The following is a 14,274-nucleotide window of genomic DNA, read 5'->3' on the forward strand; positions in this document are numbered from 1 at the left end:
CGGGTGCGGGCCCGGCCAGGGTGTGTACGGGACCGGTCACGAGGTGGTCACCACCCGCAGGCCCTCGCGTACGTCCTTGCCGGACACCTCGACCATGCCCTTGGCGAACAGCCCGGTGTCGACGGCGAGCAGCCCGCCGTCGCGGCGCTGGAGCGCGTATCCGCCCTCCCGGAGCGCCAGCAGCGCGCCGACGGGCACGGACAGCACGTTCTTCCTGGTCTCGGCGGTGAAGGTGACCCGTACCGACGCCGAGTCCAGCCCCTTCACATCGGCGCCGTGCGTGGGAGTGACGGTGACCCGCAGGCTCGGCGGGCCGGTGACCTCCTCGTCCCGCTCGTCGCCGCCGCCCTGCACGGTGTGGCTGACCGCGGTGACCTTGCCGGGGATGGTTTTGGCGCTCGGCAGCGCGATGCTCACCTCGTCGCCCACGCGGATCGGGGCGGCGTCGGCGGCGTCCACCTTCACGCCGACGGTCTTGGTGGCGGAGGTGACGGTCAGCATGTCGCCGGTGGCGGGATCGCCCAACTGGGCCTTGACGTCGCCGACCCGGGCCTCCCCCGGCAGGACGACGACACGGCCGGGGTCCAGGGTGCCGGTCTGCTGCTGCCCGGTGTCGCGCTGCCACCGCTTGAGGGCGGCGGCCAGCGACGGGGTGAACCGGGTGCCGTTCGCGGTGGTCCGCCCGGGCGGCCCGATGTCGTAGCCGAGCGCCTGGAGGTTGTCCGCCAGCACGGTCACGTCCCGGCCGCTGACGCCGGGCTTGACCAGCGTGCGGAAGAGCGGGGTGTCCCCGAAGAACACCATGACCGGCCGGTCGTCGATCCGGTACAGCGGCTTGCCGCGGGTGGCGGTGGCGCCGGGTTTGGGCAACTGGGTCACCACGCCCTTGCCGGTGCCCTTGACGGTCCTGGTGCCGGCGAAGCCCAGCGTCCCGGTCAGCGTCCGGCTGTCGGCGAGATCCCCGCGGACGACCGTGGTCAGCGCGGTGGAGGGCGCCGCGGAGCCCGGTCGTTCCGCCTTCGCCTCGCCGTGGGCGGACAGCGCCAGGGCCCCGGCTCCCGCCGCGACGGCGGTGACGAGTGCCGCCGCCGCGAGGACGAGGCGCCGTCGGTTCGCCCGCCGCGGTGCGGGCTCGGTGTCGGTGGCGGGGTCAGTCACTGAAGGCTGCCAGCTCGCAGGCGCGGTCGACCTTGGTCTCCTCGGCATCGGAGAGCTGCCGTTGCTCGCCGTCGTCGTACCGCCAGGCGAGACCGTCGGGGCTGACACTCGTGTCGGACACCATGTGGACCCGCATGCCGTGCTTGTTGAGGCACTTGACGTAGGCCCGGTAGTCGTCGGCGAAGTGCGGGTTGGTCTCGGGCTCGGTCTCGGGTGGCTGACGCGGCAGCTTCACCAGGCAGGCGTCGTAGCCGGCCTGGTGCTTCTTCACGACGGCCGGATCCTGCACCGGGGACGCCTGCTTGGCGCCCGCCAGCTTGGCGCGCTCATGGTTCATCGGAACGCCGTGGGCCTCGAGGCAGGCGTTGTAGGCGTCGCCCAGCCGGTCCCGCTCCTCCTGCGAGCTGTCCAGGCGCAGTTGGGGGCGGTCCGCGGTGACGTCCTTCTTGCCCCCGCGCCGGTCCGTGTCCGCCTTGCCGCCCGCCGCCGGGGCTTGGCTGTCGATGGAGTCGACGCCCTTGTCGGTCTTGACCCCGCTGCCGCCGCCGCACGCGGTGAGGGCCAGGCTCAGCGCGGCCGTGGCCCACAGCAGGGCCGCTGTCTTGGTCATTCGCATGCCGACGACCATCGCGGACACTTTTGAGGAACCTGTCAGGAACCTTTGCCCAGGTGATGCTCCCCGCTCCACCCGCCGCCGGCGTTCCTAAACTCGCCGTCATGTGCGCATACGTGGTCGTGGCCGAGGACGACCGGAAGCAGGCCGAACTGGTCCGCCGCTATCTGGAGCACGAGGGCCACCGGGTGACCGTCGTGCACGACGGTCGATCCGCGCTCGAATCGGTCCGGCGGCAACCGCCGGATCTGCTCGTCCTGGACGTGATGATGCCCCGGGTGGACGGCCTCGACGTATGCCGTGTACTGCGCGCGGAATCGGCCCTGCCGGTGCTGATGCTGACCGCCCGCTCCACCGAGGACGACCTGCTGCTGGGCCTGGACCTCGGCGCCGACGACTACCTGACCAAGCCGTTCAGCCCGCGCGAGCTGATGGCCCGGATACGCGCGCTGCTGCGCCGCCACGCCGCCACCACGGCCCCCACCGCCGCCACCGCCGCCACGCCGCCGGAACCGGTGCTCACCGTCGGCCCCCTGACCATCGCTCCGGCACGGCACGAGGTCTCGATGCACGGCCGGCCGGTGGACTGCACACCCGGTGAATTCCGGCTGCTGGAGATGCTGGCGGCCAGTCCCGGCCACGTCTTCACCCGCCCGCGGATCCTGGAACGGCTGCACGGGTTCGACCGGTACGTCACCGCCCGGACCGTCGACGCGCATGTGATGAACCTCCGCAGGAAACTGGAGGACGATCCGCGCCGGGCCCGCTTCCTGGTCACCGTCTACGGCGTCGGATACAAGCTCGTGGGCGGGGCCACCGACGGAGAATCCCACCGTGCGCCGTGACGTGCCGCTGCGCCGCAGCCTGCTGCTGCGCCTGCTCGCCGTGTCCGCGCTGGTGTCCGCCTGCTCGGTCGCCGCGACCGCCTGGCTGGCCATCCGGACGACCGCGGTGGCCATCCGCGAGGAACGAGGCCAGGCACTCGCCGACGACACCCGGATCTACGACAGTCTGCTCGGCTACGCGGCCCGCCACCCGCGCTGGGACGGCGTGGGCCCGACCGTACGCGCCCTGGCCCGGGAGACCGGGCACCGCATCATCGTGACCAGCGACGGCCGGCAGGTCGCCGACTCGCAGTCCGCCGCGCGGCTCCCCTACCGGCCGCCCGACAAGGCGACCGCCGTCATCGACCCGCTGGCGGTCAGCCCCGATCTGCTCCCGGACTCCGCCTCCGACCGGATCGATCCACGCGCCGTCGGGCCGTTCGAGCTGAGCGGGGACGAACGCGCGCGATTGCGCGGGGCCGCGCGACGCCGGGCCGCATGCCTGCGCACCGTCTTCGGCCCGGGGATGACCGTGGTGGAAGAGCCGAGCGGGCGGTCACGTGTGGGCACCGACACCTCCAGCGACCTGGACACCCCGCGCTGCGCCTCCGCGACGCTCGACTCGCCCACCCCGACCGAGGCCAGGGCGCTGTCCGCCCTCGACGAGCTCGTCGACGCGTGCCTGTCCCGGCGCCACGCGGCGCGGGTGAGACTCACCCTGGACGACCACGGGAAGCCACGCGCCGAGCCGCGCACCGAGCCGCCTTCGCGGACGCGCGGTGGGGACGCGGACGGCTCACTGATCAGCTCGTGCCTGGCGAGCAGCCGCGCCCAGCAGCTCGCGCCGTACGTCGCACCCGCGGCGGCGCTGTACGTCACCAGCCCGGGCCGGAGCGCCACCACCTTCTTCGACCTGTCCGCGGGCAACCGCGCCCGCATCGCGGGTGGCACCGTACTCGTCCTGCTGGTAACCGTCACCGCCACCACCCTGGCCGGGATACGGCTGGTCCGGCCGCTGCGCGCACTGACCGACGCGGCGCAGCGCATGGCGGACGGGGAGGCCGGTGCCCAGGTGAAGGTCACCAGCAACGACGAACTGGGCCGGCTCACCGCGGCGTTCAACTCGATGTCGAGCAGACGCGACCAACTGGAGGCGGCGCGCAAGGACATGGCCAGCGACGTCGCGCACGAACTGCGCACACCGCTCAGCAACATCCGCGGGTGGCTGGAGGGCGCCCAGGACGGTGTCGTACCCCACGGCGACCTGCTGGTGTCCTCGCTGCTCGAAGAGGCGCTGCACCTCCAGCACCTCATCGACGACCTGCGGGACCTGTCCGCGGCCGACGCGGGCGAGCTGCGGCTCCACCTCGCGCCGGTCGACATCGCGCACCTGCTGGCACACACGGCCACCGCCCATCACATCGCGGCCGAGAACGCCGGTGTCGCCCTGCGGGTGGAGGCACCCGGTGACTGCCCGGAGATCCAGGCCGACCAGGTACGGCTGCGCCAGGTGCTCGGCAACCTGGTGGCGAACGCTCTGCGGCACACCCCGTCCGGCGGCACCGTGTCCCTCCGCGCCCGCGCTGCCGGTGGCGAGGTGCTGATCGAGGTCGCGGACACCGGCTCCGGCATCGCGGCCGACGAACTGCCGCATGTCTTCGACCGGTTCTGGCGGGCGGACAAGTCCCGCAGCCGTCTGACCGGGGGCAGTGGCCTGGGGCTGTCCATCGTGCGCAAGCTGGTGGAAACGCACGGCGGGACGGTGACGGTGAGGAGCACGGTGGGCGGGGGCTCGGAGTTCACGATCCACCTGCCGCACACCCGCTGACCGGTGGTGGAGGCGTTCCCGGGCGCGGCGGCGCACATCCGGCCGAGCGGCGCATATCGCCCACACGGACGCACCGGGCGCCCGCAGGCCCAGGTGGTGGGCCACGGCCTGCCGACCGACGAGACACGCCGTAGGCGTGAGGTCAGGATTGACCCGACTGGTGCCCCTGCTTAGCGTCCGGGATGAAGGGCAGGAAGATCCCCACGTACCGCACGACCTCCATCAAGGGAGCCCGCATGAAGCTCGCCTTCTCCACTCTCGGCGTCCCCGGTATGCCCATGTCCGACGTCGCCCGGCTCGCCGCCGGGACCGGGTACCACGGGGTGGAGCTGCGCGCCCACCCCGAGGAGCCGGTGCACCCGGAGATCGGGGCGGATGAACGCGCCCGGGTGGCGGCGGAGTTCCGGGACGCCGGGATCGAGATCCTCACCGTCGCCGGGTATGTGCGCGCCGCGCAGGCCGGGCCGGACGAGCCGGTGCTGGCCGGGCTGCGGAAGCTGCTGGAGCTCGCCCATGACCTGGGCGCCCGCCATGTCCGGGTCTTCCCCGGCGGCGGGGAGCAGAGCCCGGAGGAGGCCGACGCCACGGCCGCCCGGCGGCTCGCGGCGGCCGCGCCCCACGCCGCCGACCTCGGCGTACGGCTGCTGCTCGAGACCCACGACTCGCACCGGACGGGCGCGGACGCGGCCCGCGTCCTCGGGCTGGTGGGCCATGGCAGCGTCGGGGCGATCTGGGATGTGATGCACACCTGGCTGGGCGGTGAGGACCCGGCCACCAGTTGTCCGGCGCTCTTCCCGCATCTGGGCTACGTCCAGGTCAAGGACATCGCCTCGGCCGACGACACCACCCCGCTGCCGCTGGGCGAGGGGGTGCTGCCGCTGACCGAGTGCGTGGAGCTGCTCAGCCGTGAGGGCTGGGACGGCTGGCTGTGCTGGGAGTACGAGAAGCGGTGGTATCCGCAGGCCCGGGAGTTCCCGGAGCTGCTGGCCCCGGGCCGGGAACACCTGCTACGTCTGCTGACCGACTCGGCCTGACCATGCCGGTGCCCCGGCAGAGCCCGGCTCGGAGCCGCTCGGCTCGGGGCTGCCCGACTCCGGGCCGCCCGGCTCGGGGCTGCCCGACTCGGGACCGTCCGGCTCGGGTCGGGAGTCCACCCCGGGCACATCTGGCCTAAGCGGCCTCGATGAAGTGCGGTGCGGTTTGGGTGCGCCCCGAAGGGGCGCGGGGAACTGCGCGACCAGCCACGACACAGCCGCAGATGAACGACCGGACCTAGCGGCACTTCCCGCGGAGCGCTTAGCGCCCGCCCCGGGCACCTCAGGTCGGCGGCGCGCCTCGCGCCGTAGGCGCATACGCGGGAGCGAGGTCAGGGCCACGCCGCCGACCAGCAGCGCCGCCGCCAGCCAGCGCGGTGCGCTGATCCCCTCCCCCAGCACCAGCGCCGCCGAGGACATCCCGAAGACGGGCACCAGCAGCGAGAAGGGGGCGACCGTCGAGGCGTCGTAGGTGCGCAGCAGAAAGCCCCAGACCCCGAAGCCGAACACGGTGGTGACCCAGGCGACGTAGACGATGGCGCCCACTCCGGCCCAGTCGAGCCTGCTCAGCGCGTCGAGATCGGGGCGCGCGCCCTCGAACATCAGCGAGAGCCCGAGCAGCGGCAGTACGGGCACCAGGCTCACCCACACCATGAAGTTCAGGGCGTCGGGCGGCGCCGCCTTGCGGGTGAGGACGTTGGAGACGCCCCAGAAGGCCGCCGCCGCGACGACGAGGACGAAGCCGATGAGCGGCCCCGAGGTGCCCTCGTCCACGGCGGCCACCGCGATCCCGGCGAGGGCGACGGCCATGCCCAGCAGCCGCCGCCGGCCGGGGCGTTCGCCGAGCACGACGGCCGCGAACAGCGCGGTGAACACCGCCTGGATCTGGAGCACCAGCGAGGACAGCCCGGCGGGCATCCCCTCGTGCATCCCGATGAACAGCAGCCCGAACTTGGCCACGCCCAGGGCCAGCCCCACCCCCAGGATCCATCGCCAGGCGACCCTCGGCGGGCCGACCAGGAAGACGGCGGGCAGCGCGGCCACCAGGAATCGCAGGGCGCAGAAGAGCAGGGGCGGGAAGTGGTCGAGGCCCACCTCGATGACCACGAAGTTGACCCCCCACAGGGCCGTGACCAGCACGGCGAGGGCTATGTGCACAGGTCGCATGGATCGAGGATCAGGTGCCGGGACCTTGTAGCACCAGCGCGGATGTCTTCATGCTTGGATGCAGTAGCGGTTAAAGGTGCGAGGAGGAGGGCGAACTGTGCTGGATCTGGGTCGACTGCGGGCCCTGCACGCGGTCTCCGTACACGGCTCGGTCAGCGCCGCGGCCACCGCGCTCGGCTACACCCCGTCCGCCGTATCGCAGCAGATCGCCAAGTTGGAGCGGGAGACCCGGACCGCCCTTCTGGAGCGACAGGGCCGGGGCATCACGCTGACCGACGCGGCCCGGCATCTGGCCGCCACCGCCCAGCAGTTGCTCGCCATCGTCGAGGAGGCCGAGACCACCCTGGAGGAGCGGCGCGGACAGCCGACGGGCCGGCTGGTGATCGGCGCCTTCGCCTCGGCGGCGCGCGGGCTGATGCCCATGGTGCTGGCCGCGCTCACGGCCGAACACCCCTCCCTGGACGCCCGGCTGCTCGAAGTGGACCCGCATCTGTCGGTGGACCTGGTGGCGCAGGGGGTCATCGATCTGGCGGTGGCCCATGACTGGGACATCGCCCCGCTGCCCGCCCCGGAGGGGCAGGAACGGGCGGTCATCGGGGACGATCTGTGCGATCTGCTCGCCCCGGCCGGACATCCGCTGGCCGGGCTGGCCGCACGGCGGACGCTGCGCCGCGAGGACCTGCCGGGCCAGCGGTGGATCTGCCAGCCGCCCGGGTCGGTGTGCCACGACTGGCTGGTCCGTACGCTGCGTGCCTCGGGCCATGAGCCGGACCTGGCGTATCAGGCGGCCGAGAACCACACCCAGATCGCCCTGGTGGCGGCCGGTCTCGGCGTCGCCCTCATGCCCCGCCTGGGGCGCGGTCCGCTGCCGGACGGGGTGCTGGCGCTGCCCCTGGAGCCGGTCCCGGTACGGCGGCTGTACGCGCTGTGGCGCACCGGCGCGGCCCGCCGACCCGCCATCACCGAAACGGTGCGGCTGCTGGGCGGCCTGTGGCCGCGGCGCACGGTCTGAGCACACCGCATGGGCCCGGCGGCCCCGGACGCCGCCGACGCTCTGGGAGGGGTGTCGCGTCGGCGGCGAGGGTGCTGCTGGCCGCAGGGCGGCGGAGAGGGTGGTCAGCGACGCAACCGGCAGCGAGGCCGATGACCGCCGTGCGGAGACTCCCCATCAGCACGCCGCTTCGACGCGCGGCGCGCCGCGCCGGTTCCCCACGGCCGTTCAGACGGGCAGCTCCGCCTCGATCAGGTCAGCCGCGCGGTCCGGCCCGCCCTCGGCGGCCATCCGCGCCTTGAGCGCGGCGCAGCGGGCGGCCACCTCGGGGTCGTCCACCAGGTCGAGCACCGCCTTGCGCAGCGCCGGCGCGGTGGCCTCCTCCTTGGGCAGATGGCGGCCGACCCCGAGCGCTTCGAGGGTGTCCGCGTTGCTGAACTGGTCGACGGCCTGCGGTACGGCGACCATCGGCACCCCGCAGGCCAGCCCCTCCTGTGCGCCGCCCGCACCCGCGTGGGTGACGAAGGCGTCGGCCTTCCGCAGGATGCTCAACTGCGGTATCCAACTGTGCACTTCGATATTGGCGGGGATCTCGCCGAGGTCGGCCCGGTCGACGAACTCGCCGATCTGTAGCACCACGTACCACCCCGGCAGATCGCCGAACGCGGCGACGCACGCGCGGTAGAAGCCGGGCTCCTGGGTCCAGGTCGAGCCGAGCGAGACCAGCAGGATCCGGTCGGTCTCGGCGGCCCGCTCCGGGCGGCGCCACTCCGCCACCTCGCGGCGGGCGCTCTGGCAGCCGCCGACGAAGCTGTAGACGGACGGGTCGACGCGGTCGGCGTTGGGCTGGAGCAGCTCGGGGATGAGGGCGACACAGCGGCTGGGGCGGCCGATGAGCCGGTCGGGGTCGGTACCGGCCAGTCCGTTCTCCTCCAGCCAGGCGCGGTAGCGCGCGTAGTAGGCCCGGCCGCGCTCGGAGCACCGCAGTTGCGCGTACATCGGCTCGAAGACCTCTTCGCGGTAGCCGTCCCAGGGCACGAAGCTGGGCGCGAGTTCGACGGCGGACACGCCCCAGCGGTGGGCGAGGACATGCGCCGGGTACGCCGTGACGTCGTACATCACCAGATCCGGCTCATCGCCCTCGTAGGCCGCGAGATGCTGCGGCAGCGCCTGCTCGGCCTCGGTGAGAAACGGCTCGATGTAGTCGATCAGATCGGAGCCTCTGGCGCCCGGCACATTCTCACCGTGGAGGACCGAGGTGTAGGTCTTCGGCTCGGCGCCGGTCTCGGCGACCTTCTCGGCGAACGATTCGGGAATGGCGTAGGTAACCCGGTGGCCGCGGGCCACCAGCTCGCGGATCACCTCCAGGCTCGGGTTGACGTGCCCGTGCGCCGCGATGCCGAACATGGCGATATGTGTGGGGGGCTTGGCACCCGTCGATGGGGTCATGAAAACGGAACCTAAGCGAGAACGGATGCCGCATACAAATAGTGCGCATACCCGATCGGTACATTAGCGCCGGTTTAGCACGAGCGCCAGATCCCTGTCTTTAACGAGTCTTTTCCTTTACGCTTCCGGGCCGTCGGAAAGTCCAACTCTCCTTGACCCGGCCCCGCTTTGTGTCCCAGCGTGTCCTGCACCACCTTCGGCCACCCCCTCCGAACGTCCCATGGAAGGAGTGCGGGTGCACACGACGACGTCTCGCCGCGCCCTGCTCACCGCCACCCTGGCCGCCGCCGCGGCCGGTGCCTGTAGTGCGCCGACGAGCAGCTCCCCCGCGCCCGCGGCCCCCGCGCGCCACACCACCGGCGGTTCCGGCGGCCCTTCCCCGGCGCCCTCACGAGCCACCACACAGCCCGGCCGGGACCAGGAGCGCGACCGCCGCCGGATCGACGAGCTGATCGGCCGGATGACGCTGGACCAGAAGATCGGCCAGCTCTTCGTGATGCGGGTGTACGGCCATTCGGCCACCCGCCCCGACCCGGCCGATGTCGCGGCCAACCGCAAGGACATCGGCGTCGACAACGCCGCCGAGCTGATCGCGAAGTACCACGTGGGCGGGGTGATGTACATCCGCTGGGCGCACAACATCCGCGACCCCCACCAGGTCGCCGCGCTTTCGGGCGGCATCCAGAAGGCCGCGCTGGCCGCCTCCGTGCCGGTCCCCGTCCTGCTCTCCACCGACCAGGAGTACGGCACCGTGGCCCGGGTCGGCGCGCCCGCCACGCTGTTCCCGGGCGCCATGGCGCTCGGCGCGGGCGGCAGCGCGGCCGACGCCCGTACGGCCGCCCGCACCGCGGGGGCGGAGCTGGCCGCGCTCGGCATCCGGCAGGACTACGCGCCGATCGCGGACGTCAACGTCAACCCCGCCAATCCGGTGATCGGCGTCCGCTCCTTCGGGGCCGATCCGAAGGCCGTGGCGCGGCTGGTGGCGGCCCAGGTGGAGGGCTATCAGAGCGCCGGGGTCGCGGCCACCGCCAAGCACTTCCCCGGCCACGGCGACACCTCCGTGGACAGCCATGTCGGCCTGCCGCGGATCACCCACTCCCGCAAGGAGTGGGAGCGGCTGGACGCGCCGCCGTTCCGGGCCGCGATCGAGGCCGGGATCGACTCGATCATGACGGCGCATCTGCTCTTCCCCGCGCTCGACCCGGCCGACGACCCCGCCACGCTCTCCCGCCCCATCCTCACCGGTGTGCTCCGCGAGGAGCTGGGCTACGACGGGGTGGTGGTCACCGACTCGCTCGGCATGGAGGGCGTGCGGAAGAAGTACGGCGACGACCGGGTGCCGGTGCTCGCGCTCAAGGCGGGGGTGGACCAGTTGCTCAACCCGCCGAGCCTCTCCCGTGCCTTCGAGGGGGTGCGCAAGGCCGTGCGGGCGGGCGAGCTGGACGAGGACCGGATCGACCGCTCACTGCGGCGCATCCTGGAACTCAAGGCGCGCCGGGGGCTGTTCGACGATCCGTACACCAGCGACCGCGCGGTCAACCGCACGGTGGGCACCCGGGAGCACCGGGCCACCGCCGACCGGATCGCCGATCGCACCACCACGCTGATCACCAACCGCGGCGGGCTGCTGCCGCTGTCGCCGCGCCGCCGGCACGACCTGCTGGTGGTCGGGGTGGACGCCGCCGCGCCCTCGGGCACCGGCGGCCCGCCGACGGCCGTTCTGGCCCGCGCCCTGTCCGGCCTCGGCTTCACGGCGGAGGCGCTGCCCACCGGCACGGGCGACTCGCCCGGCCCCTCGGCCGAGCGGATCGAGGCGGCGGTCGCGGCGGCGCGGGGGCGGGACGCGGTGATCGTGGCGACGTACGACATCGCGGCCGGATCCACCCAGCGCACCCTGGTGGCGCGGCTGGTGGCCACCGGGGTGCCGGTGGTGCATCTGGCGCTGCGCGATCCGTACGACATCGCACGGCTGGGCGGACGCGGCACGGAGCCCGCCGCGTCGCTGGCCACGTACTGCTGGACGGATGTGGAGCTGCGCGCCGCCGCCCGGGTGATCGCGGGGCGGGTCACCCCGCAAGGCAGGCTGCCGGTCGCCGTGCGGCGCGCGGACGACCCGTCCCGGGTGCTGTACCCGATCGGGCACGGGCTGGGGTATTGAGCGCCGGTCACCCGGGCGTTGAGCGCCGGTCAGATCACCGAGCGGATCGTGCCGCCGTCCACGCGGAGCGTGGCGCCGCTGACATAGGCGCCGTACGGACCGGCCAGATAGGCGACGGCGCCCGCGATCTCCTCGGGGCGGCCGAATCGGCCGATGTCGTTGGGCACGAAGTCGCGGGCGGCGTTGGGCTCGATCTCCTCCCAGGACGCGCCCCAGCCGTGCTCCGGCGCGAGATCGGTCACCAGCTCCTTCACCGAGTCGACGAGGATCGCCCCGGGAGAGACCACGTTGGACGTCACCCCGGTGTCCTTCAGCTCGCGCGCCAGCGAGACGGCGAGGTTGTGACGGGCGGCGAGCGTGGCGTTGTAGTGGGGCTGCTCGGGCATCGGCTGCGAGGCGAGGCCGCCGCCGATCTGGATCACCCGGCCCCAGCCGCGCTCGCGCATCCCCGGCACCAGCCGCTGGATCATGCGTACGGCGGAGATCACGTTGATCTCGTACAGGTGGGCCCACAGGTCCGGGGTGGCCTCGGACCAGCGGTGCGGATGGCCGTACGCACCGGCGTTGTTGACCAGGATGTCGGCCTCACCGGCGACAGCGGCCACCGCGTCGGCGCCCTGGTCCGTGGCGAGGTCGCCGACCGCCACGGCGGCCGCGCCGATCTCCTCCGCCACCCCGTGGGTCCGGGCCTCGTCCCGGCCGTGCACCACGACATCGGCGCCCTCGGCGGCGAGCAGCCGGGCGATCGCCGCGCCGAGCCCGGAGCTGGAACCGGTCACGAGGGCCCGGCGGCCCATCAGCTTCAGGTCCATCGTGGTGTCCTTCGGTCATGTGGAGCCATGCTTCATTTTGACCGCGAAGAGGGTGCCCGCCGGGGCGGACACCCTCTTCCCCCACGAATGGGCTCACTTACGGCCGCAAGGCCGGTTCGCGCTCGACCTCACGGCGGTCCAGCTTCGCGTCATGCCGGGCGAGCGGCTTGCTCGTCGGGCTGACGCCCGCCCACCGCTGCACCTCCGCCGTGGCCTCGGCCTTCTCCTCGCCCGTGAGCTGGGCGATGCTGGAGCCGTGGTTGCCACCGGCGACCGTGTAGACGTGCGAGTCCTTGGCGCCCTTGCCGACCCGGAAGCGCTCGGCGCCCCACGGGTCGTTCTGGCCGTAGACGAACAGCATCCGCCGTGCGTCGTGCCGCACCCAGTTGTCGACGTCCCGCATCACGCCCTGCTTGAAGCGCATCGGGATGTCGCGGGGCACATAGTTGCGCGGGGCGTAGATGCCGGGGTAGCGCAGCAGCCCGTCCAGATGCGGGGTCTTGAAGGTGGGCGAGCCCAGTTCGGTGCCCGCCTGGTAGAAGTACGGCGTGTAGGTCTCCAGGCCCTGGTCGGTGTAGGCGGAGAAGCCCGAGATCTCGTCGATGAAGCCGTACAGCTCGTCGGTCGACGCGGTCGGGGCGGGGACGTCCGCGCAGTCCTTCAGCAGGTGGTACTGCCAGAAGGCCCACACCAGGTCCAGGACGACGTTCTCGTACGCCTTGTCGGCGCTGCCGACGACGGTGAAGGTCTGCTTCTCGTCGTCCGCCCACTTCTGGTAGCGCTGCACGATCTCGTCGCGCCGCACCAGCGCCTCGCGCTGCACCGCGTTGAGCTTGGTACGGCATTCGGCCGTGCCGACGCCCGCGAAGAAGCGGTCGTAGGAGGAGTCCTCGTTGTTGACCACGTCGTTGGGCGCGACATACGCGACGGTGCCGTCCATGTCGTGCGGGTAGAAGCGGCGGTAGTAGGTGGCCGTCATACCGCCCTTGCTGCCGCCGGTGGCCAGCCACTTCTTGCCGTAGATGGGCTTCAGGGCCCGGTAGAGGCGGTGCTGGTCGCTCGCGGCCTGCTGGATGTCCAGCTTGGACCAGTCGGCGGGCTGGGGCCGGGAGGGAGTGAAGAAACGGTACTCCATGGACACCTGGTTGCCGTCCACCAGTTGCGTCGGCTCACTGCGGCGCGGTGCGGTGGTGACGTTGTAGCCCGAGGTGTAGAAGACCGTGGGCCGGTCGGTGGCCTTGTGCAGCAGGGTGAACCGCTGCGGATAGGTGCCCTTGGAGGGATGCCGGTGGTCCACCGGCTGGGCGTAGGTGAAGACGAGGAAGCGATAGCCCTCATAGGGCTGTTCTTCCACGAAACGCATCCCGGGAATCGCCAGGACGCGCTCCTTGATATCCGGCTGGGCGGGGGCGGCCGGCTCCGCGGACGCGCCTCCGGCGCCCGCACCGACCGCCCCCATCAGTATCGCGAGCGCCAACAGCCATCTGAGCATCTTGCGCATGCACCCTCCCCTTGTTGCCGTCATGACCCTTACGGCCCGAAAATTCGCACAGGCCGCCGAGAACCTATCCGGGCACACACTCGGGTCGCCAGAGGTCGTCGGTGCTCCAACAGGACGCCGAATACGGAGAGTTGTTACCGTCGCCCTCTTTCGTAGCGGGCTGTGATGGCTCATGCTGCCTGTATGGACCGAGACGAACGGCACGACCGGAGTGAACGGGCCGAGCGGCTGACGCGGTATCTGAACGAATTGCAGGAACGAATCGATCCCCGCTCCCTCGAGCTGCTGATGCGGCTGCTGCGCGAGTTGAGCACCTCACCGGCCGTCCGCGGGGGGACATACGAGCTCGGTATGGGGCCGGAGGAGAAAGAGCTGTTCACCCCCGCCCTCCAGGCCGAGCTGCTGGTGCTGTTCGGCCTGCTCACCTCCCAGGACGAGCGGGTGGTGGTCGACCTCGGCGACAGCCCGCACGCCAAGGGCATGAAGGTGCTGGTGCCTCAGGAGCGGGCCGGGGACCCGGATTTCCTGCACCGCCACAAGCAGCGGGTGGCGGCCGAGGCGGAGCAGCGGGAGCAGGACCGGCGGGAGGTGGAGGCCATCGCGAGGGCAAGCGGCATGGAACCGTGATGTTACCGTACGTAACAGCGGGCGAACGCTGAGCGTCACCGCCGTACGGCGGATGACCGGTGCACAGCGCCCCGAAAGGGGCGCGGGGCTGTGTCGATATGCGGCTCCGCCG

General features: G+C 72.2%; 11 protein-coding genes and 1 pseudogene. 6 read left to right on the top strand and 6 right to left on the bottom strand.

All coding sequences use genetic code 11. From position 1 onward, the window contains the following. Positions 1 to 36 precede the first annotated feature (36 nt). Entirely contained in the window at positions 37 to 1,158 is a 1,122-nt protein-coding gene (locus ACK1X7_RS18680; RefSeq protein WP_413115376.1) for a peptidoglycan-binding protein, read from the bottom strand. Continuing rightward, positions 1,151 to 1,774 (bottom strand): hypothetical protein, encoded by a 624-nt coding sequence (locus tag ACK1X7_RS18685; protein WP_390793657.1) that lies wholly within the window; start codon positions 1,772 to 1,774, stop codon positions 1,151 to 1,153. Before ACK1X7_RS18685 ends, ACK1X7_RS18680 begins: the two co-directional genes overlap by 8 nt. 101 nt (positions 1,775 to 1,875) lie before the next feature. Here ACK1X7_RS18685 and ACK1X7_RS18690 point away from each other — a divergent pair, with 101 nt between their 5' ends. The 3 genes from ACK1X7_RS18690 to ACK1X7_RS18700 all read left to right on the top strand — a co-directional run bounded on the left by ACK1X7_RS18690 (position 1,876) and on the right by ACK1X7_RS18700 (position 5,457). Beyond that, positions 1,876 to 2,616, top strand: a complete 741-nt coding sequence (locus ACK1X7_RS18690) for a response regulator transcription factor (protein WP_390793656.1) — start codon at positions 1,876 to 1,878, stop codon at positions 2,614 to 2,616. Next, entirely contained in the window at positions 2,606 to 4,423 is a 1,818-nt protein-coding gene (locus ACK1X7_RS18695) for a sensor histidine kinase (RefSeq protein ID WP_385145717.1), read from the top strand. The genes ACK1X7_RS18690 and ACK1X7_RS18695 overlap by 11 nt, the downstream gene beginning before the upstream one ends. A 236-nt stretch (positions 4,424 to 4,659) precedes the next feature. After that, positions 4,660 to 5,457 (top strand): sugar phosphate isomerase/epimerase family protein, encoded by a 798-nt coding sequence (locus ACK1X7_RS18700; RefSeq protein WP_390793655.1) that lies wholly within the window; start codon positions 4,660 to 4,662, stop codon positions 5,455 to 5,457. A 312-nt stretch (positions 5,458 to 5,769) separates the two neighbouring features. On the opposite strand, the pseudogene ACK1X7_RS18705 reads toward ACK1X7_RS18700, so the two are convergent. Then, positions 5,770 to 6,624: pseudogene (locus tag ACK1X7_RS18705) on the bottom strand (EamA family transporter); the annotation flags it as partial. A gap of 97 nt (positions 6,625 to 6,721) precedes the next feature. Between ACK1X7_RS18705 and ACK1X7_RS18710 the strand changes: the two are divergent. After that, on the top strand, positions 6,722 to 7,636 hold the full coding sequence (locus tag ACK1X7_RS18710) for a LysR family transcriptional regulator (RefSeq protein WP_216344667.1): 915 nt from the start codon (positions 6,722 to 6,724) through the stop codon (positions 7,634 to 7,636). Positions 7,637 to 7,843: 207 nt separating this feature from the next. On the opposite strand, the gene ACK1X7_RS18715 is transcribed toward ACK1X7_RS18710, so the two are convergent. Then, positions 7,844 to 9,064: a macrolide family glycosyltransferase gene (locus tag ACK1X7_RS18715; protein WP_385149673.1), complete on the bottom strand. Its 1,221-nt coding sequence runs from the start codon at positions 9,062 to 9,064 to the stop codon at positions 7,844 to 7,846. A 220-nt stretch (positions 9,065 to 9,284) separates the two neighbouring features. On the opposite strand from ACK1X7_RS18715, the gene ACK1X7_RS18720 reads away from it, so the two are divergent. Next, on the top strand, positions 9,285 to 11,222 hold the full coding sequence (locus tag ACK1X7_RS18720) for a glycoside hydrolase family 3 protein (protein ID WP_413115377.1): 1,938 nt from the start codon (positions 9,285 to 9,287) through the stop codon (positions 11,220 to 11,222). 29 nt (positions 11,223 to 11,251) lie between these two features. Here the strand turns inward: ACK1X7_RS18720 and ACK1X7_RS18725 are convergent, their stop codons facing one another. Continuing rightward, positions 11,252 to 12,034 (bottom strand): SDR family NAD(P)-dependent oxidoreductase, encoded by a 783-nt coding sequence (locus tag ACK1X7_RS18725; RefSeq protein ID WP_385149667.1) that lies wholly within the window; start codon positions 12,032 to 12,034, stop codon positions 11,252 to 11,254. 97 nt (positions 12,035 to 12,131) lie between these two features. Next, entirely contained in the window at positions 12,132 to 13,535 is a 1,404-nt protein-coding gene (locus tag ACK1X7_RS18730; protein WP_413115378.1) for a S28 family serine protease, read from the bottom strand. Between the two features lie 183 nt (positions 13,536 to 13,718). Between ACK1X7_RS18730 and ACK1X7_RS18735 the strand changes: the two genes are divergently transcribed. Beyond that, the gene (locus tag ACK1X7_RS18735) at positions 13,719 to 14,162 is read left to right on the top strand and encodes a hypothetical protein (protein WP_078641555.1); all 444 of its coding nucleotides are present in this window, start codon (positions 13,719 to 13,721) and stop codon (positions 14,160 to 14,162) included. Positions 14,163 to 14,274: the final 112 nt, after the last annotated feature.

Origin of the sequence: Streptomyces sp. CY-1, from assembly GCF_047218265.1 — a bacterium.
GTDB lineage: Bacteria > Actinomycetota > Actinomycetes > Streptomycetales > Streptomycetaceae > Streptomyces > Streptomyces niphimycinicus.